We start from the raw sequence: 17699 nt of genomic DNA, 5'->3' as shown, positions 1-17699 counted from the left end.
ACTAACCGACCTTGCCGTCGAGCTCGATCTCGACGACCTGCTCCTCGCCGCCCCGCACGACCGACATCTCGACGGTCTCCCCCGGTCGGTGGGTCCGGATCGCCACGATGAGGGCGATGCCATCGTTGACGGGCTGGTCGCCGACCCGGGTGATCACGTCGTCCTTCTGCAGCCCGGCACGCTCGGCCGGGGTGTCGGGCATGACCTCGGTGATCGTGGCGCCCTCCGAGTCCTGCTCGCCGCCGGTGCGCACCTGGGCGCCGATCACCGGGTACTCCGCCTTGCCGGTGCGGAGGATCTGGTCGACGGTCGTGCGCACCTGCTCGATCGGGATCGCGAACCCGACGCCGATGTTGCCCGACTCGGTCGTCGCGCCGCCGGTGGTGGCGATGGCGGAGTTCACCCCGACCACCTCGCCGGCCAGGTTGACCAGCGGGCCGCCCGAGTTGCCCGGGTTGATCGCGGCGTCGGTCTGCACGGCGTTGATGTAGGAGGAGTCGTCGGCGGAGTCCCCGGTGGTGACCGGACGGTTGAGGGCGCTGACGATGCCGGACGTCACGGTCTGGCTCAGCCCGAGCGGGGCGCCGAACGCCACGACCGGGTCACCGACGTGGAGCACCTGGGAGGCGCCCAGGGCCGCCGGCTCGAGGCCGTCGGCGGCCTCGACCTGGAGCACGGCGAGGTCGTAGACCGAGCTCCGGCCCACGATGGTCGCGTCGTGCCGCTTGCCGGCGTGGTCGATGACCACGATCGGGCCCTCGTCCTCGGCCGCCGAGGCGACCACGTGGTTGTTGGTGACGACGTGGCCCTCCCGGTCGAGCACGAAGCCCGACCCGGTCGCGCCGCCCGACTCACCGTCGTACTCGGCGACGATCTGGACCGTGCTGGGCAGCAGCGCCTGGGCCACCGCCGGGACCGACCCGTTGTCCGCGTCGAGCGGCGCCGCGCTCTGGGTGCGTACGCCGTCGAGGCCGTTGTCGACCGTGCCGCCCTGCGAGGACAGCTCGTCCTGCAGCGCCGCGCCGGCCAGGCCGCCGAGGACTCCGACGACCAGCGCGACCGCGGCCACGGCGACCCAGGACCACAGCGGGAGCTTGCGCGCCGGCGTGGGCCGGGCGTAGTCCGGGCGCGGGTAGGGACCGGGACCGAAGTACGCCGGTCCCGCGACGGGCGGGCCGAACTGGGGCGCCATCGGCACGGTCTGCGGCGCGGTCGGCGGCGCCTGCTGAGGGGCCTGCTGAGGAGCCGGAGGCGCCGGCTGGGCTGCGGTCGGCGGCGGTCCGGCGACCAGGTGCTCGTCGGCCGACGGCTCGGGAGCACGCTCGGGGGTCGGCTCGGGGGACGCACCGGCCGCGTCGCCGTACGCCCGACCCTGCGGGTGCGCGGGGCGCGGCTCCTCCGGACGCCAACCCGCGAGGGGCTGCGTCGGCTCGTCGGATGACTGCGCTTCCGGCCTGTCCTCGTCGCTCACGGAGCAATCTTCTCCCGGATCGCAACCAAGCGCTCGGCCAGGGGCGTCCGGGAGGGTGAGACCGGGGTGCGGACGGAGCGGTCGTCCGTGGTGGTCTGGGGTGCGGCCGGGCCGGCGGGGCGGCTCAGGTCGGTGGCCGGCGGGCGCGGGTCGATCCGCGGGGCACCGGCCACGCCGAGGGCGAGGACGCCCACGACGCAGGCGCTCGCCGCGCCGCCCCCGATGGCCACCAGGCCGCGGCGGGACCGGTGCTGCGAGGTCGGGAACGGCTCCGGGGCGAGGCTCGAGCAGCTGCCGAGCAGCGAGGACTTGAGGTCGCGCGAGCAGGTCGAGGGACCCATCGACAGGCGCGCCAGCTGGGTCTTGACCCGGCCCTCCTGCTCGACGAGGTCGCGGCAGGCGTGGCAGGAGTGCACGTGCGCCCAGCAGCGCTCCTCCTCCTCGGGGGCCAGCCGGCCGTCGAGGAGGGCGCTGACGCGCGAGCCGAGGTGCGTCATCACGACACCGCTCCACGCGGCTGGGTGGCGGTGGGGCCGGAGTAGCGCTGGCGACCCGCGGCGGGCTCGCGGTGCGCCAGGGCCTTGCGGAGCATGGTGCGGCCGCGATGGATGCGCGAGCGCACGGTGCCGAGCTTCGCGTCCATGATCTCCGCGATCTCCTCGTAGCTGAGCCCCTCGACGTCGCACAGCACCACGGCGGCGCGGAAGTCCGGCGGCAGCGTGGCCAGGGCGGTCTCGATGTCGTCGTCGAAGGTCTGGTCGGCCACGGCGAGCTCGGGCCCGGCGACCGGGCTGGTCAGCCGGGCGGCCCGCTCGTCGGAGAGCGGGTCGAAGCGGATCCGCTGCTTGCGGCGGGCGCCGTCGAGGAACAGGTTCGTGGTGATGCGGTGCAGCCAGCCCTCGAACGTGCCGGGCGTGTAGGTGTCGAGCGAGCGGAAGACCCGGACGAAGACCTCCTGGGTGAGGTCCTCGGCGTCGGGCCGGTTGCCGGTGAGCCGGTAGGCCAGGCGGAAGACCCGGTCGGAGTGCTGCTCGACGACCTCGTCCCAGCTCGGCACGGCGCCGGCGACCGCTCCCTGGTCCTGGCTGGACTCCGGGGTGGTCTCGACCTGGTCACCCACGGGTGCCCCCTGGCTCGTCGTCTTCCTCGACCGCAGCTGCAACGGTTCGCTGTCCTTCCTGACGCTAGGGACCGCGCCTGAGAGTTCCCTGTGAACCCCATGCGCGACGCCCAAGAACTTCTCGGCGTCCAACGACCCCTCCAACGACCCAGGTGCCCCGTGTGTTCCCGGCCACGTCGCGCCGTCGCTGCGCGATAGAGTCCGCTCGTGCCCCACACTGCGCCGATCAAGACCGCGAGCTGGACCTACGCCGAGGACTTCGTGGCCGAGGACGAGATCCTGGCCGCGGCCCGCAGCCGCGCCGAGGAGGTCGGCGTCGCCCCGATCGGGTCCGGCACCGGCGCGGCCCTGCGCTTCCTCGCCTCGGTCCTCGACGCCCGCGCGGTGGTCGAGATCGGCACCGGCACCGGCGTCTCGGGGCTCTGGCTGCTGCGCGGCATGCGCGCCGACGGCGTGCTCACCACCGTCGACATCGAGGCCGAGCACCAGCGGCTGGCCAAGGAGACGTTCACCGAGGCCGGGATCCCGGGCAACCGCGCCCGCACCATCGCCGGCGCCGGGCTCGACGTGCTCCCCCGCCTCACCGACGGCCACTACGACCTGGTGTTCTGCGACGGCGACAAGCGCGAGTACGCCGCGTACCTCAAGGAGGCGCTGCGCCTGCTGCGCCCCGGCGGCATCGTGGCCTTCGACAACGCGCTCTGGCACGACCGCGTCGCCGACCCGGCCCAGCGCGACGAGGAGACCGTCACCATCCGCGACCTCGGCCGCACCATCCTCGAGCACGACGCCCTCGTCCCCGTGCTGCTCCCCGTCGGCGACGGGCTCCTGGCGGCCAAGAAGGAATGGGCCCCCGAGGCTGGCTGAATGGCGCTCGCTCCGCTCGCGCGTGCTCGGCGCCCTTCAAGACGTCGTCTTCCCTCGTCGCTCCCGAGCTGCCTCGCTGCGCTCGTCGCACTCGCTCGCTCCTCAGTCCAGACGACGTCGGGCGCCGAGCGCGGGGGCTGAGGAGGCCGGGGCGATCCGGGACGCTGGCTGACGCACACGTGTCCGGGATGTCGCCCTCAGGAGGGACCAGCGAGGGCGGTTTCGCGGACACGTGTGCCGGTCTGGCCCGCGAGCGCCATCAACACCTCGGCGAGGCCGTGAAGCCTTCCCAGCCCTCGGCGATGGCGACGATGTCGCAGGCCTCGACGAGGATCGGCGGTGAGCCGATGATCTGCGAGCCGGGTGAGTCGGCGGCGCCCTCGGTGAAGGTGCGCTGGAACTCCGCGCGCGCCTCGTCGGTGGCGAAGACGTAGCAGCCCTCGAACCACTCGCCGCGGACCATCCGCCAGGTCTTGAAGCGCAGGCCGGTCATGCCGGTGAAGCGGGCGTGGGAGGTCTCGGCGACGTAGGTCGCCAAGCGGTCCTCGACACCGTCGGCAGCGTCGGCGAGGGACCAGCGGACGGTCAGGCCGAGCATCAGGCGATCCCGTCGAGCGGATCCTCGGAGCCGAGCCAGCTCAGCAGCAGTCGGGGGCCGTAGCCGCTGGGGCCCGCGGTCCACTCGTGCCGATCGGTCGGGGACTCCGCAGCCGACGCGAAGTCGATGTGGGCCCAGGGCACGTCCCCGGCGAAGTACTGGAGGAACAGCGCGGCCGTGATCGCACCCGCACCGCCGGCGGCGTTGTCGCCGTCGGCGATCTTGGAGGTCACCTTGTCCTCGTAGTCCTTGACCAGCGGCATCCGCCAGACGTTCTCGCCGGACTCCAGCGCCGCCGCCTCGACGTGGGCGGCCAGGCCCTCGTGGTTGGCGAAGTAGCCGCCGGTCCACTGGCCGAGCGAGACCTTCATCGCGCCGGTGAGGGTGGCGATGTCGACCAGCACGGCCGGCTCCACCTCCGAGACGGCGTACGCCATCGCGTCGGCGAGCACGAGCCGGCCCTCGGCGTCGGTGTTGTTGACCTCGGACGTGCGACCGCCGTAGTGGGTGATCACGTCGCCGGGGCGCATGGCGGAGCCGCCGATGGAGTTCTCCGCGGCCGGCACCAGCCCGACCACGCGGACCGGGCAGTCGACGTCGCGCAGGGCGGCCATCGCAGCGATCACCGCAGCACCGCCGCTCATGTCGCGCTTCATGGTGAGCATCGACTCGCTGGGCTTGATGTCGAGGCCGCCGGTGTCGAAGGTGATGCCCTTGCCGACGAGCACGATGGTGGGCATCTTCTTCGTGGCGCCGCGCGGGGTGTAGTCCATGCGGACGAGGCGGGGCGGGTTGGCCGACGCGCCACCGACGGCGAGCAGGCCGCCGAAGCCCTCGGCACGCAGCTGCTCCTCGTCCCACACCGTGACGGCCAGGCCGGCCGCCTCGCCGACCTCGACGGCCTGCTCGGCGAGCCAGGCGGGCGTCTTGAGGTTGGCCGGGACGGTGGCCAGGGCACGGGAGCGCCAGCCGGCACCGCCCAGGGCGATGGCCCGGGCGAGCTCGTCGTCAGCGCCGTCGTCGCTGACGTCGGCGAGCACGATGCGCGCGACGGGACGCTCCTTCGGGCCGGTCGAGCGCCAGTGGAAGGAGAACGAGCCGAGCATCGCACCGACGACCAGGGCGCCGAGGCCGTCGTCGGGGGCGATCGCGGCGAGCGTGGTGACGACGCTGGCGCGGTCCTTGGTGGCGCGCGCCAGGGCGGCGCCGGCGCGCCGGAAGTCGGTGACCGAGCCGTCGCCGACACCGACGAGGAGCACGAGGCTCACCGCGTCGGCGGGGCCGGCCGCCACCGGGACGGTGGTGATCTCACCGGTGCGACCGGTGGCCCTCGCGGCCTCGAGGGCCGCGAGGAGGTCGGTGCCGAGGGCCTCGGAGGCCTCGTCGGCACCGGGTCCGAGAAGGAGTCCGTCCGGGTCCGGGAGGACCGGGAAGGCCCAGACCTCGGCCCCGCCGATCTGGTGCGGCAGGGCCGGGCTGAGTGCGAACTCGGGTGGAGATACCTGCGTGGGCAGCTGCGCAGTGGTGGCCACGATCAGCCGACGACGTCCTTGAGGGCGTCGCCGAGAGATGTTGCCTCCTCGGCGTTCAGCTCGACCACAAGCCGCCCACCACCCTCGAGCGGGACGCGCATGACGATGCCGCGTCCCTCCTTGGTGACCTCGAGGGGTCCGTCGCCCGTGCGGGGCTTCATGGCGGCCATCGGCGCACCTCTTCCTGTTCAGCCATCTCGTGACGATGGTGGCTCTTCACATGCGAATCGAGGCGGCTGAGTCGTTCCTGGCCACCCCGATCGGCGTCGTACGGTCCCAGTATCCCTCATGACGCACGTGATCGGCACCACAGGGCGCACGGACGGGGAGCGGACGTCCGGCAGACTGCCCCCCATGACTGCTCCCCAGACCACCGACGAGGCCTCCCCCGTCCTGCTCACCGTCGTCGACTCCGTCGCCACGATCACCCTCAACCGGCCCGACGCGATGAACGGTCTCGACGTGGCCACCAAGGACCTCCTGCTGGAGACCGTGCAGCAGGTGGCCGAGGACCCGGAGGTGCGCTGCGTGGTGCTCACCGGGAGCGGCCGGGCCTTCTGCGTCGGGCAGGACCTCAAGGAGCACCTGGCCGGGCTGAAGGGCGACGCCGACGTCCCGCTCTCGGACACCGTCGAGAAGCACTACAACCCGATCCTGCTTGCCCTGGCGACCATGCCCAAGCCCGTCGTCGCAGCCGTAAACGGCGTCGCCGCGGGTGCGGGCGCGAGCCTGGCGTTCGCCGCCGACTTCCGGATCCTGGTCGACACCGCCGGCTACAACACCTCCTTCGCCGGCGTCGCGCTCTCGTGCGACACCGGGTCGAGCTGGACCCTGCCCCGGCTCGTCGGCCGCGCGAAGGCGATGGAGCTGCTCTACTTCCCACGCACCGTCTCGGCGCAGGAGGCGCTCGACCTCGGCCTGGCGACGCAGGTGGTGCCCGAGGACGGCTTCCGCGCCGCCGTCGGCGAGCTCGCCACCCGTCTGGCGGCGGGCCCGACCGTCGCGTTCGGCTCGATCCGGCAGGCGGTGGCGTACTCCGCGGCCCACCCGCTCGAGGAGTCGCTGGCCTTCGAGGCGGAGAAGATGGCGCTCACGGGCGGGACCGAGGACCACCTCGCCGCGGTCGACGCCTTCGTGGCGAAGGAGAAGCCGGCCTTCCGGGGCCGCTGACGGCGGGCCGCTGGGTCGAGTGCGCGGCCCCGCGGTGACTGGTGCCGCGGGGGCACTCGACCCTGTCGGTCAGCCGCGCCGGGTGCGGTGCGCCCCGATCACGCCGAGGACCTGGCGCGGCGCCTGGACGACCATGCGGTGGCGCGGCGGGCGCGCGCCATACTCCACGGTCAGCGCGGACCCGGCGAAGTGGCGGTTGAACCACATCGTCATGGTGCCGTGGCACAACCCACCGCAGTCCAGCGTCTTGCGCGGCAGCCGCAGGGCGCGCGCCACGCGGCGCGCGAAGCCGGCGTCCTTGGTGTCGGTGTCGACGCCGACGAGCGGCTGGTGGAAGCTCAGCACCCGGCGCGGGTCGACCTCGCGCAGGAACGCCATCACCGCGCGCGTCTCCGGCTCGCTCGCCGGCCGCGGGCCGGACTCGTAGTTGCCGTCGAGGTCGGCCCACTTGAAGGGAAAGTTGCGGTTGAGGTCGACCCCGCGCGCGTTGCGGCGGCTGTGGCGCGCCAGCCCGTCGGGGTTGTACGTCGGGATGACCCACAGGTCCACCCCGCGGATCGCGCGGCCGTCGCGCAGCGTCTCCAGGATCCTGCGGGTGTGCGGCTCGTTGCCGTGCATCGTCGAGATCAGCACCATGGGCCGCTTGCCCGGCTCACCCAGTCGCCAGGCCCGGATCGGCCGGCCGCGCACCGAGTGGCCGATGGTGCGCACCTCGACGACCGCGGGTCGGTTGGGCGAGCGCGCCTCGACGGCCGCTGTGCTCGCGGTGGACCCCGGCCCGCCCACCAGCCCGCCGGTCAGGAGGCCCGTCGTCAGGAGGGCGGCGAGGACGGCCCGCATCAGACGGCCGCGGCGAGGTAGGCGTAGGTGAAGACCAGCACGCCGACCACCATGCCGAGGTGGGCGAGCAGCGAGAGACCGGGGCCGTCGCTCCAGCCGTCGCCGGACGCCTCCGGGACGTGTCGCCCCTTCGCGGGCAGCCACCGCGCCAGGATCAGCAGCCCGCACACGGCGGTGACCCACCACGCGGCGATCGCGACGATCCCCACGACCGCGCCCCCGATGAGCGAGTCCTCCGGCGCCACCAGCACACCGAGCCACAGCACCAGCGCCACCATGCCCGCGCCGAAGTGCACGAGGGAGATCCGCCGGCTGATCGAGAACTGGCCGGCCGCCTCCTCGCCGCTGAGGCGCAGACGGGTCAGCACGATCGCCACGGCGGCCAGCGCCGTGAGGATCCACACGACAATCGGGAACGACATTCGAGGAATCCTGCCCTAGGAGGGTCCGGGGTCGCCAGACGCGTCCCCGTCAGGTCCAGACCCCTCCCGCTCCGCGTCCTCGAGCTGGGTGGCCAGACGCGCCAGCAACGCGTCGACGTCGGACATCCGGTAGCCGCGCAGCGCGAGCGGGAAGCGCACCGTGCGCAGGTCCTCGGCCTCGATGGGCCGGTCGTCGGGCAGCGCGAGGTCGGGACGGTCGTCGTAGGCCGGCGCCATCGAGCCGCCGCGGCCGGAGGCCACCATGGCGACCCCGCCCATCACGACCACGACCAGCACGGCGAAGAGCCACATCATCGGCCGACCCCGCTCACTCGGGCCGCTTCGGCGACGGGGTGGGCCAGCGGTCCTCGCGGGCCGCGACCATCAGCGCCACGGCCTCGTCGACGTCGTCGGTCACGACCATCATGTCGAGGTCCTGCGGATTGATCTTGCCCTCGGCGAGCACGGTGTCGCGCATCCAGTCCATCAGCCCCTGCCAGTACGCCGTCCCCAGCAGCACGATGGGGAACGAGGTCACCTTCTGGGTCTGGACGAGGGTGAGCGCCTCGAAGAGCTCGTCGAAGGTGCCGAGGCCGCCCGGCAGCACGACGAAGCCCTGGGCGTACTTGACGAACATGGTCTTGCGGGCGAAGAAGTAGCGGAAGTTGATGCCCTTGTCGACCCACTGGTTGAGCCCCGCCTCGAAGGGCAGCTCGATGCCCAGGCCGACACTGACGCCGCCGGCCTCGCAGGCGCCCTTGTTGGCCGCCTCCATCGCACCGGGCCCACCCCCGGTGATCACCGCGAAGTGCGCCTCCGCGAGGCGGCGGCCGACCTCCTCGGCCATCGCGTAGTGCGGGTGGTCGGTCGGGGTGCGGGCCGACCCGAAGACCCCGATCGCCGGTCCGAGCTCGGCCAGCGCACCGAACCCCTCGACGAACTCGGCCTGGATCCGCAGGACACGCCACGGGTCGGTGTGCACCCAGTCGGTCGGACCGCGGGAGTCGAGCAGCCGCTGGTCGGTCGTGCTGCCCTCGCGGACCTGCCCGCGGCGCTCGATGACCGGGCCCTTCATCCGGTCGTGCGTGCGGTCGCTCATGTGGGGTCCCCTCGGCGTTGTTCGGGGGAGCGAAGCGGAGGAGAAGAACGTGGTGTATTCATGCCAGCCACTCCTTCAGGGTGCGCTCGCAGCGCTCGACGTGCTCCATCGGGACGTGCTCGTCCTGCTTGTGGGCGAACATCGGGTCGCCGGGTCCGTAGTTCACCGCCGGCACGCCCAGCTTGGTGAACTGCGCGACGTCGGTCCAGCCGAACTTGGGAGCCGGCTCGCCGCCGACCGCGTCGACGAACGCCTTGGCCGCCGGTCGGTCCAGCCCGGGCAGGGCGCCGGCGGCCATGTCGGTCACCGTGACGTCGTAGCCCTCGAAGAAGTCGCGGACGAACGCCTCGGCGTCGGCCTCGCTGCGGTCGGGGGCGAAGCGGAAGTTGACCTCCACCACGCACTCGTCCGGGATGACGTTGCCGGCGACGCCGCCGCGGATGCCGGTGGCGTTGAGGCCCTCGTGGTAGGTCAGGCCGTCGATCTCGGGCTGCCGGGCGACGTAGTCGTTGAGCCGGGCGAGCACGGGCCCTGCGAGGTGGATGGCGTTGACGCCCTTCCAGCTCCGGGCGCTGTGGGAGCGCTCGCCGGTGGTGCGTACGTCGACGCGCATGGTGCCCTGGCAGCCCGCCTCGATCGAGGCGTTGCTCGGCTCCATCAGGATCGCGAAGTCGGCCTCGAGCAGGTCGGGGTCGCTCTCGGTGAGCTTGCGCAGCCCGTTGTGGACCGAGTCGACCTCCTCGGCCTCGTAGAAGATGAAGGTGAGGTCGCGGTTGGGCGCGGGGAGGTCGGCGGCGAGCTTGAGCATCACCGCGTCGCCGCCCTTCATGTCGCAGGTGCCGAGGCCGTGCAGGATCCCGTCCTCGCGACGCGCCGGCAGGTTGTCGTTGAGCGGCACCGTGTCGAGGTGGCCGGCGATGACGACCCGCTCGGGCCGGCCGAGGTCGGTGCGCGCGACCACTGTGTGCCCGCGCCGGGTGACCGTGAGGTGCGGCAGCGCGCGCAGCGCCTCCTCCACCGCGTCGGCGATCTCCTGCTCGTGGTGGCTGACCGAGAAGGTGTTGACGAGCTGCTCGGTCAGGGTGACGACGTCGGCGGAGAGGTCGAGGTGGGGCATGCCCTGATTCAACCAGCCGCACCTCGTCGCTCGGCGAGGAGTGCGAGCACACCGTCGATGATGCGTGCCAGTCCGAAGTCGAGCTCGCGCCCCGGGTCGCTGGCCGCTTGGTACGCCTCGCCCGCGGCCGAGCCGACCCTGCCGGCGAGCGGGTAGTCCCGGCCGGCCATCACCTCGCCGAGCGGGCCGGCGTTGGCCTCCCACCACTGGGCGTCGGTCATCCCCGACTCGCGCTCGGCCTGCCGCACCGCGTGCTCTGCCCGGGCGATGCTGGTCCCGAAGGACGCGAGCAGGGTGATCGTCTGGTCCATCTCCACGTCGTCCAGGCCGATGCCCTCCACCGCGGCGAGCTGCCACTCGTAGCGGTCGGCCACGTGGGGACCCAGCCACGCGCGGATGCCCGCCACCTCGAGCAGCCAGGGGTGCTCGCGGCAGTCCTGGTGCTGGATCCGGGCGACGGCCTCGAGCCGCGCCCGCAGGTCGTCGCCGTGCGGCGGCAAGGACCTGCGGCCGAACACCTGGTCGACCATCAGCACGATCAGGTCGGTCCGGTTCGGGACGTAGGTGTAGAGCGTCATGGCGCCGATGCCCAGGTGAGTGGCGAGCACGCGCATGGAGAGTGCCGGCAGCGAGTCGCGGTCGGCGAGCTCGATCGCCGCGTCCACCACGTCGTCCACGCTCAGCCGCTGCCGGGGACCCCGGCGGGGCGTCGGGGCCTCAGCCGCGGGCGCGGCGTGGCGCCACAGCAGCGCGAGCACGGGATCGGGGTCGGGCACGCGCCCACCCTAACTTCTTCGTACGACGTACGGAATAAATGCTACAGTGGTGCGCTTATCTCCGTACACCGTACGAAAAGGAGTTCCATGACCACGTCTCCCCCACCGCTCACCGCCCGGGGACTACGCAAGCGGTACGGCGCCACGGCCGCGCTCGACGGCTTCGACCTGACCGTCGCACCCGGGTCGGTCCACGCCCTCCTGGGCCCCAACGGCGCCGGCAAGAGCACCGCCGTGAACACCCTCGCCACCCTCACCCGGATCGAGGAGGGCACGGCCAGCGTCGCCGGCTTCGACGTCCGCACCCAGCCGCGGCGGGTCCGCTCCGCCATCGGGCTGATCGGCCAGGCCGCCGCCCTCGACGAGATCCTGCACGGCCGGGAGAACCTCGTGATGTTCGGCCGGCTCCACGGACTGTCGAAGGTGGCGGCCGGCTCCCGCGCCGACGACCTGCTGACCGCCTTCGACCTCGCCGAGGCCGCGGACCGCAAGGTGTCGACGTACTCCGGGGGGATGCGGCGCCGCCTCGACATCGCGACGGGGCTCATCACCCGGCCGGCGGTGCTGTTCCTCGACGAGCCAACGACCGGCCTCGACCCGCGCGGCCGCGCCGACGTGTGGGACGCCGTACGCCGCGCGGTCGCCCTCGGCACGACCGTGCTGCTGACCACGCAGTACCTCGACGAGGCCGACCAGCTCGCCGACCGGATCACCGTGATGAACGCCGGCCGGGTCGTCGCCGAGGGCACTCCGGGCGAGCTCAAAGCGCGCCTCGGGGGCGACCGGGTGCTTGTCGGGCTCCCGCCCGGCACCGACGCGGGAGCCGTGGTCCGCCTGGTCGCGGACACAACGGGGCACGGGGTGCAGCTCCTCGCGGACGAGTCCGGGCTGGTCGTCGAGGCGGGCACCGCCGGTGGCACCGCCGCGCTGCTGTCCACGGTCCGGGCGCTCGACGCGGCCGCCGTACGGCCCAGCCACGTGCAGCTCCGCGAGCCCACCCTCGACGAGGTGTTCCTGCACCTGACCGACCACACCACCACCACGGACGGGAGCCGCCGATGAGCACGGCCCGGGCACTGCGACAGAGCTGGATCATCGTCCAGCGCGACCTCACCCACTGGAAGCGCGAGCCGTGGGCCCCGCTCTTCGGCATCGCCTTCACGATCATGCTGGTGCTCGTCTTCGGCTACCTCTTCGGCGGCTCCATCGCGCTCCCCGGAGGCGGTGACTACCTGCCCTACCTGCTGCCGGGGATGTTCGCGCTCGCGATGATGTTCGGCCTCGAGGGCACGATGTCGGCCATCGCGAACGACTCGAAGAAGGGCGTGACGAACCGCTTCCGCTCGCTGCCGATCAGCAGCGTGGCAGTGCCCCTGGGGCGCGCCGGTGCCGACATGGTCAACACCGCGGTCGAGCTGGCCGTGCTGGTGGTCGGCGGCCTGCTCATCGGGTGGCGCGCGGACGGCACGTGGGCCCAGACCCTGCTCGCCGTCGCGCTCCTGCTCTGGCTGCGCTTCGCCTTCCTCTGGCTCGGCATCTTCCTCGGCCTCGTCCTGCGGGGCGAGGGCGGCGTGATGGCGGTGCAGATCCTGGTGTGGCCGATCGGCTTCCTCTCCAGCGTGTTCGTCTCACCCGAGGACATGCCCGGCTGGCTGGGCTTCCTCGCGGAGTGGAACCCGGTCTCCGCGACGGCGGCCGCGTGCCGTGAGCTGTTCGGCAACCCCTCGGGCCTCACCGACGGCGTGCTCGCCGACCATGCGGTGCTGGTCGCCGCGCTCTGGCCGCTGGCGATCGCCGCCGTCTTCGTGCCGCTGTCGGCGCGTGCCTACCGGAGCTTGTCCGTCTGAGCCGCCGTCAGGCGCGGGCGACCTCGACCGCGAGGTCGTCCGCGTCGACGTACGACACGCTCGTCGCGAGGGTCTCCTCGGCGAGCAGCGCCTCGTGGGTGCGCGCCGCGTCGAGCGTCGCTGCCGGGCCGGAGAGCGTCAGCGCGATCCGGTCGGACACGGCCAGCCCGGCGTCCTTGCGGGCCTGCTGGACCGCACGCACCAGGTCGCGGGCGGTGCCCTCGGCCTCGAGCTCCGGGGTCACCTCGGTGTCGAGGACCACGAAGCCGCCGCGCGGCAGCACGCCGGTCGCGGTGCCGCCGGACGCGTCGCCGGCGACGGTGTCGAGGGCGTACTCCCCCTCCACCAGGGCCAGGCCGCCCGCGGTGACGGTGCCGTCCTCGGCCACCGACCAGTCGCCCGTCTTCGAGCCCTTGATCGCGAGCTGCACGTCCTTGCCGAGCCGCGGTCCGGCGGCGCGGGCGTTGACGGTGAGCCGCTGCTCGACGCCGTACGACGCCGCCTCCGGGGTGTCGAGGTCGAGGAGGCCGACCTGCTTGAGGTTCAGCTCGTCGGCGACCAGCTGCTCGAAGCCGGTGAGGGACGAGGCGTCGGGCACCACGACCGTCAGCGACTGCAGGGGCAGGCGGTTGCGGAGGTTGGCGGCCTTGCGCAGCGCCGAGCCGGCCGAGCAGACGTCACGCACCGTGTCCATCGACGCCGCGAGGGCGTCGTCGGCCGGCAGGTCGTCGACGGACGGCCAGTCGGTGAGGTGGACCGAGCGCTCGCCGGTCAGGCCGCGCCACACCTCCTCGGTCGTCAGCGGCATCAGCGGCGCGGTGAGCCGGCAGACCACCTCGAGCACCGTGTAGAGGGTGTCGAAGGCTTGGGCGTCCTCGTCCCAGAAGCGGTCGCGCGAGCGGCGGATGTACCAGTTGGTGAGCACGTCGAGGAAGCCGCGCGTGGAGTCGCACGCTGCCGCCACCTCGTAGTTGTCGAGCTGGTCGGTCATCGCGGCGACGTAGTCGCGCAGCTTGGCCAGGATGTAGCGGTCCATCGGGTGCGCGCTGTCGGTGCGCCACACGGCGTCGTGGCCCGCGCTGTCGCCCGCCGCGTTGGCGTACAGGCTGAAGAAGGACCAGCTGTTCCACAGCGGGATCAGCACCTGCCGCACCGAGTCGCGGATGCCCTGCTCGGTGACGACGAGGTTGCCGCCGCGCAGGATCGGGCTCGACATGAGGAACCAGCGCATCGCGTCGGCGCCGTCGCGGTCGAAGACCTCGCGCACGTCGGGGTAGTTGCGCAGCGACTTCGACATCTTCTGGCCGTCGTTGCCGAGCACGATGCCGTGGCTCAGGCACGTCGAGAACGACGGGCGGTCGAAAATCGCGCCGGCCAGCACGTGCATCGTGTAGAACCAGCCGCGGGTCTGGCCGATGTACTCGACGATGAAGTCGCCCGGGAAGTGGTGCTCGAACCAGTCCTTGTTCTCGAACGGGTAGTGCACCTGCGCGAACGACATCGAGCCCGAGTCGAACCACACGTCGAGGACGTCGGTGACGCGGCGCATCGTCGACTTCCCGGTCGGGTCGTCGGGGTTGGGGCGGGTGAGCTCGTCGACGAAGGGCCGGTGCAGGTCGGGGTTGCCGTCCTTGTCACGCGGCAGCCGCCCGAAGTCGCGCTCGATCTCCTCGAAGGAGCCGTAGACGTCGATGCGCGGGTAGTGCTCGTCGTCGGACTTCCACACCGGCACCGGGGAGCCCCAGAAGCGGTTGCGGGTGATCGACCAGTCGCGGGCGTTCTCCAGCCACTTGCCGAACTGGCCGTCCTTGATGTGCTCGGGGACCCAGCGGATCTCCTGGTTGAGCGCCATCAGGCGCTCCTTGACCTTGGTCACCTCGACGAACCACGACGAGACGCCCTTGTAGATCAGCGGCTGCCGGCAGCGCCAGCAGTGCGGGTAGGAGTGGTCGTAGGTCTCGCGGCGCAGCAGCACCGTGCCGGGCGTGACGCTCCCCGTCTCGCCGTCTCCGCTCGTCGCAGCCTTGAGGTGGTCGATGATCTGGAGGTTGGCGTCGAAGACCTGCATGCCCTCGTAGTCGGTGACGGGGAACGTGAAGCGCCCGTCCTTGCCGACCGGCATCACGGCCTCGATGCCCTCGCGGTCGGTGACGACCTTGTCGTCCTCACCGAAGGCGCCGGCGGTGTGCACCAGGCCCGTGCCGTCGGTGGTCGTCACGAACTCGGCCGGCACGAGCCGGAACGCCTTCGCGTGGCCGGCGTAGTAGGAGAACGGCGGGGCGTACTCCAGGCCGACGAGGTCGGCGCCCTTCCCGCGCCAGGTGACCTGCGGGTCGTCGCCCAGCTCGCGGGAGTACGACGCCACGCGGGCCTCGGCGAGGAGGTAGCGCACTCCGTCCACGTCGACGACGACGTAGTCGATGTCCTCGCCGACCATGACGGCGAGGTTGGACGGCAGCGTCCACGGGGTCGTCGTCCAGACGAGGACCTTGACCCCCTTCAGCGGGCCGTCGGTGGTGACGTCGTAGCCGACGGTGACCGCCGGGTCCTGCCGCACCTGGTAGACGTCGTCGTCCATCCGCAGCTCGTGGTTGGACAGCGGCGTCTCGTCCTGCCAGCAGTAGGGCAGCACGCGGAAGCCCTCGTAGACCAGGCCCTTCTCGTGCAGTTGCTTGAAGGCCCAGATGACCGACTCCATGAACTCCGGGTTCATGGTGCGGTAGTCGTTGTCGAAGTCGACCCAGCGCGCCTGGCGGGTGACGTAGTCGCGCCACTCGCCGGTGTACTTCAGCACCGACTGGCGGCAGGCCTCGTTGAACTTCTCGATGCCCAGCTCAACGATCTCGTCGGTGGTCTTGATGCCGTTGAGGCGCATCGCCTCGAGCTCGGCGGGCAGCCCGTGGGTGTCCCAGCCGAAGCGGCGCTCGACCTTGCGGCCGCGCATCGTCTGGTAGCGCGGGATCAGGTCCTTGACGTAGCCGGTGAGCAGGTGGCCGTAGTGCGGCAGGCCGTTGGCGAAGGGCGGGCCGTCGTAGAAGACGAACTCGTTGGTGCCGTTCTCCCCGGCGTCGCGCTGCTCGACGCTCGCGCGGAAGGTGTCGTCCTCCTCCCAGTACGCCAGCACCGCCTCCTCGACCTCGGGGAAGCGCGGGCTGCTGGCCACGGTCGTGGCGCCGGTGTGCGAGACCTTGGGATAGGCCATCTGGAGTGCTCCTCGCGGTGCGTCGTACGTCTCGGGCTTGTCACCACGAGGACGATCTGCTGACCGCGGTACCACCTCGCTTGGGACCCGGAGGTCCCCGCTTCGTTTGCGGCTGTGTCGGGCCGTACCCGTCAGGTTCTACTGGGGCCGCGGCCGGGTCGCCGCACCTGTTCTTCCCGAGGCTCGCCGCTGATGACGGCTCGAACGCCTCCCCCGATCGTACGGCGCTCGCGCGCGGGGGCGCCAATCGTTTGGTGCCGCCCGGGGGTGTAGTCCAGTGGCAGATGGCTCATGCGTCTGGGTAGTCCAGTGGCAGATGGCTGTCCGGAGTGCCGATCGACAACCATCTGCCACTGGACTACCCCGGCGAGCGGGGACGGCCATCCCGCGCCATCCCCGGCCGGCCGGGCCGGCCCGCGCCAACTTGCAGCGGGCGAGCGGTCAGGCAGCGAGGCGGTAGCGCAGGTAGCGGGCCTTCTCCCACTCCGCGAGCGCCCGACGCCTTTCGACGGTCTCGGTCGCCGTCCACCACGGCGGTGGCTCGATCGTCCAGCCCCTCGGGGTGTGCCGGTCGCGAGCGCGACGAGCGGCCGCCTGCAACCTCCGCACGAAGTCGTCGAGGTCGTTCCAGTCGGTGGCGAGCATGCTCACCGGCTCGAGCCCGAGGTCCCGGAAGTCGGCCTCCTGCTTGTTGTCCTTGGCTGCGCCGACGAGGCTGATGTGGGACTCACCGTGGTAGAGCCCGACGAGCCCGCTGGCCGGGTGGATGAGGTCGGGGGTCCCGACGTGCTGTCCGTCCAGGGTGAAGACCGGGACGTTGCACCGCGGCCGCGGGAGCCCGGCGCGACGCATCCACACCCCGCGCATCCGGGTCTCGCGCGGCGACCACGAGTTCTCCTCTGCCTCGGCAACGGCGTCACGTGCCTGCTGGATGCCGGTGACCGGCCCCAGCTGCGCGACGTACGCCGCCACCTCGGCGACCGACACCAGGTCCGAGTAGCAGGCCATGTCGACGGCCTCGACCGCTGGCCCGAGCCCGTCGGCGTACCGCATCTCGAAGGTCACCGAACGCACGTGGCTGGTGATGGGCACCCCGTCGACGACCACGATCTCGTCGGGGTGCAGGAACTCCTGGCTGACGGCGAACCCCGGCTGGGCCGTCAGGTGACGACGCGCCACGACCGTCACGTCGCGCGGCGACACACCGTCCGCGGTGCCGTCGAACCACGGATCGCCCGCCCAGTGGAGGGCGGCCCACCCGGTGACCGCCTCGTCCTCCTGGAGCACCGCGGCCGCCTCGACGACGCGCTGGGTCGGCACGGTCGGCACCTCGGCCGGCACGACGAGCCCGTAGCTGGTGGACCTCCAGCGCGGGCCGCGCGCCTGACCGCGCGTCGGACCGGCCACCCCGGTCGGGTCGACGCGGACAGGTGCCACCAGTCCGGAGCGCTCGGGGTGGAAGGGCTGCGGGGAGAACATGGGGAGAGCCTTCCCCCGTACGCGCCCCTCGGGCCGTTCTCCACAGGGCAGTTCCGTCGCGAGCTGGTGGGGTAGTCCAGTGGGGGGTTGGTGGCCCGGGGGGCGCACCCCCGCCCACAGCCCCAGGGCAAACGCGGGGGGGCGACCCAACCCCCCACG

General features: G+C 72.3%; 18 protein-coding genes. 4 read left to right on the top strand and 14 right to left on the bottom strand.

Annotated elements, in window-relative coordinates; all coding sequences use genetic code 11:
• Position 1: 1 nt before the first annotated feature.
• Genes ACE3QY_RS11665 through sigE form a run of 3 tightly spaced genes read right to left on the bottom strand, consistent with a single transcriptional unit; the run spans position 2 to position 2591 of the window.
• Complete coding sequence (locus ACE3QY_RS11665) at positions 2-1471, bottom strand: S1C family serine protease (protein WP_374456194.1); 1470 nt, start codon at positions 1469-1471, stop codon at positions 2-4.
• Positions 1468-1971 carry a hypothetical protein gene (locus tag ACE3QY_RS11660; protein WP_374456193.1) on the bottom strand — a complete coding sequence of 168 codons (504 nt, stop codon included), beginning with the start codon at positions 1969-1971 and terminating at the stop codon, positions 1468-1470. The genes ACE3QY_RS11665 and ACE3QY_RS11660 overlap by 4 nt, the downstream gene beginning before the upstream one ends.
• The gene (gene sigE, locus ACE3QY_RS11655; protein ID WP_374456192.1) at positions 1968-2591 is read right to left on the bottom strand and encodes an RNA polymerase sigma factor SigE; all 624 of its coding nucleotides are present in this window, start codon (positions 2589-2591) and stop codon (positions 1968-1970) included. Before sigE ends, ACE3QY_RS11660 begins: the two co-directional genes overlap by 4 nt.
• Positions 2592-2798: 207 nt before the next feature.
• Between sigE and ACE3QY_RS11650 the strand changes: the two genes are divergently transcribed.
• Positions 2799-3458 carry an O-methyltransferase gene (locus ACE3QY_RS11650; protein ID WP_374456191.1) on the top strand — a complete coding sequence of 220 codons (660 nt, stop codon included), beginning with the start codon at positions 2799-2801 and terminating at the stop codon, positions 3456-3458.
• A gap of 259 nt (positions 3459-3717) precedes the next feature.
• On the opposite strand, the gene ACE3QY_RS11645 is transcribed toward ACE3QY_RS11650, so the two are convergent.
• Genes ACE3QY_RS11645 through ACE3QY_RS11635 form a run of 3 tightly spaced genes read right to left on the bottom strand, consistent with a single transcriptional unit; the run spans position 3718 to position 5758 of the window.
• Complete coding sequence (locus ACE3QY_RS11645) at positions 3718-4056, bottom strand: hypothetical protein (protein WP_374456190.1); 339 nt, start codon at positions 4054-4056, stop codon at positions 3718-3720.
• The gene (locus ACE3QY_RS11640) at positions 4056-5588 is read right to left on the bottom strand and encodes a M17 family metallopeptidase (RefSeq protein WP_374456189.1); all 1533 of its coding nucleotides are present in this window, start codon (positions 5586-5588) and stop codon (positions 4056-4058) included. The genes ACE3QY_RS11645 and ACE3QY_RS11640 overlap by 1 nt, the downstream gene beginning before the upstream one ends.
• A 2-nt stretch (positions 5589-5590) precedes the next feature.
• Positions 5591-5758 (bottom strand): DUF3117 domain-containing protein, encoded by a 168-nt coding sequence (locus tag ACE3QY_RS11635; protein ID WP_179617972.1) that lies wholly within the window; start codon positions 5756-5758, stop codon positions 5591-5593.
• A 184-nt stretch (positions 5759-5942) separates the two neighbouring features.
• Here ACE3QY_RS11635 and ACE3QY_RS11630 point away from each other — a divergent pair, with 184 nt between their 5' ends.
• Positions 5943-6758, top strand: coding sequence for an enoyl-CoA hydratase/isomerase family protein (locus ACE3QY_RS11630; RefSeq protein ID WP_374456188.1), 816 nt, complete (start codon positions 5943-5945; stop codon positions 6756-6758).
• Positions 6759-6827: 69 nt separating this feature from the next.
• Here the strand turns inward: ACE3QY_RS11630 and ACE3QY_RS11625 are convergent, their stop codons facing one another.
• Genes ACE3QY_RS11625 through ACE3QY_RS11600 form a run of 6 tightly spaced genes read right to left on the bottom strand, consistent with a single transcriptional unit; the run spans position 6828 to position 11012 of the window.
• Entirely contained in the window at positions 6828-7598 is a 771-nt protein-coding gene (locus ACE3QY_RS11625) for a M14 family zinc carboxypeptidase (RefSeq protein WP_374456187.1), read from the bottom strand.
• Positions 7598-8020 carry a hypothetical protein gene (locus ACE3QY_RS11620; protein ID WP_374456186.1) on the bottom strand — a complete coding sequence of 141 codons (423 nt, stop codon included), beginning with the start codon at positions 8018-8020 and terminating at the stop codon, positions 7598-7600. The genes ACE3QY_RS11625 and ACE3QY_RS11620 overlap by 1 nt, the downstream gene beginning before the upstream one ends.
• A gap of 15 nt (positions 8021-8035) precedes the next feature.
• Entirely contained in the window at positions 8036-8335 is a 300-nt protein-coding gene (locus tag ACE3QY_RS11615) for a DivIVA domain-containing protein (RefSeq protein ID WP_374456185.1), read from the bottom strand.
• 13 nt (positions 8336-8348) lie between these two features.
• Positions 8349-9119 (bottom strand): TIGR00730 family Rossman fold protein, encoded by a 771-nt coding sequence (locus ACE3QY_RS11610; protein WP_374456184.1) that lies wholly within the window; start codon positions 9117-9119, stop codon positions 8349-8351.
• Positions 9120-9177: 58 nt separating this feature from the next.
• Complete coding sequence (dapE, locus tag ACE3QY_RS11605) at positions 9178-10236, bottom strand: succinyl-diaminopimelate desuccinylase (RefSeq protein ID WP_374456183.1); 1059 nt, start codon at positions 10234-10236, stop codon at positions 9178-9180.
• An 8-nt stretch (positions 10237-10244) separates the two neighbouring features.
• Positions 10245-11012 carry a TetR/AcrR family transcriptional regulator gene (locus tag ACE3QY_RS11600; RefSeq protein ID WP_374456182.1) on the bottom strand — a complete coding sequence of 256 codons (768 nt, stop codon included), beginning with the start codon at positions 11010-11012 and terminating at the stop codon, positions 10245-10247.
• 87 nt (positions 11013-11099) lie between these two features.
• Here ACE3QY_RS11600 and ACE3QY_RS11595 point away from each other — a divergent pair, with 87 nt between their 5' ends.
• A complete protein-coding gene (locus ACE3QY_RS11595) occupies positions 11100-12074 on the top strand; it encodes an ATP-binding cassette domain-containing protein (protein ID WP_374456181.1) in 975 nt (324 codons plus the stop codon).
• On the top strand, positions 12071-12859 hold the full coding sequence (locus tag ACE3QY_RS11590; RefSeq protein WP_374456180.1) for an ABC transporter permease: 789 nt from the start codon (positions 12071-12073) through the stop codon (positions 12857-12859). Before ACE3QY_RS11595 ends, ACE3QY_RS11590 begins: the two co-directional genes overlap by 4 nt.
• A 7-nt stretch (positions 12860-12866) precedes the next feature.
• On the opposite strand, the gene ileS is transcribed toward ACE3QY_RS11590, so the two are convergent.
• Both ileS and ACE3QY_RS11580 read right to left on the bottom strand, forming a co-directional pair.
• Positions 12867-16061, bottom strand: a complete 3195-nt coding sequence (gene ileS, locus ACE3QY_RS11585; RefSeq protein ID WP_374456179.1) for an isoleucine--tRNA ligase — start codon at positions 16059-16061, stop codon at positions 12867-12869.
• 441 nt (positions 16062-16502) lie between these two features.
• The gene (locus ACE3QY_RS11580) at positions 16503-17540 is read right to left on the bottom strand and encodes a hypothetical protein (protein WP_374456178.1); all 1038 of its coding nucleotides are present in this window, start codon (positions 17538-17540) and stop codon (positions 16503-16505) included.
• Positions 17541-17699: the final 159 nt, after the last annotated feature.

It is taken from the genome of Nocardioides sp., from assembly GCF_041913365.1.
Lineage (GTDB): Bacteria > Actinomycetota > Actinomycetes > Propionibacteriales > Nocardioidaceae > Nocardioides.
The sequence above is the reverse complement of the archived record's forward strand: the minus strand, read 5'-3'. Positions and strand labels throughout refer to the sequence as shown.

Excerpts from the sequence above, each read along its gene's own strand:
- ACE3QY_RS11595 (WP_374456181.1), top strand. The coding sequence starts at position 11,100 with ATGACCACGTCTCCCCCACCGCTCACCGCCCGGGGACTACGCAAGCGG.
- ACE3QY_RS11625 (WP_374456187.1), bottom strand. The coding sequence starts at position 7,598 with ATGCGGGCCGTCCTCGCCGCCCTCCTGACGACGGGCCTCCTGACCGGC.
- ACE3QY_RS11590 (WP_374456180.1), top strand. The coding sequence starts at position 12,071 with ATGAGCACGGCCCGGGCACTGCGACAGAGCTGGATCATCGTCCAGCGC.
- dapE (WP_374456183.1), bottom strand. The coding sequence starts at position 10,236 with ATGCCCCACCTCGACCTCTCCGCCGACGTCGTCACCCTGACCGAGCAG.
- ileS (WP_374456179.1), bottom strand. The coding sequence starts at position 16,061 with ATGGCCTATCCCAAGGTCTCGCACACCGGCGCCACGACCGTGGCCAGC.
- ACE3QY_RS11580 (WP_374456178.1), bottom strand. The coding sequence starts at position 17,540 with ATGTTCTCCCCGCAGCCCTTCCACCCCGAGCGCTCCGGACTGGTGGCA.
- ACE3QY_RS11615 (WP_374456185.1), bottom strand. The coding sequence starts at position 8,335 with ATGATGTGGCTCTTCGCCGTGCTGGTCGTGGTCGTGATGGGCGGGGTC.
- ACE3QY_RS11635 (WP_179617972.1), bottom strand. The coding sequence starts at position 5,758 with ATGGCCGCCATGAAGCCCCGCACGGGCGACGGACCCCTCGAGGTCACC.
- ACE3QY_RS11645 (WP_374456190.1), bottom strand. The coding sequence starts at position 4,056 with ATGCTCGGCCTGACCGTCCGCTGGTCCCTCGCCGACGCTGCCGACGGT.
- ACE3QY_RS11620 (WP_374456186.1), bottom strand. The coding sequence starts at position 8,020 with ATGTCGTTCCCGATTGTCGTGTGGATCCTCACGGCGCTGGCCGCCGTG.
- ACE3QY_RS11630 (WP_374456188.1), top strand. The coding sequence starts at position 5,943 with ATGACTGCTCCCCAGACCACCGACGAGGCCTCCCCCGTCCTGCTCACC.
- ACE3QY_RS11610 (WP_374456184.1), bottom strand. The coding sequence starts at position 9,119 with ATGAGCGACCGCACGCACGACCGGATGAAGGGCCCGGTCATCGAGCGC.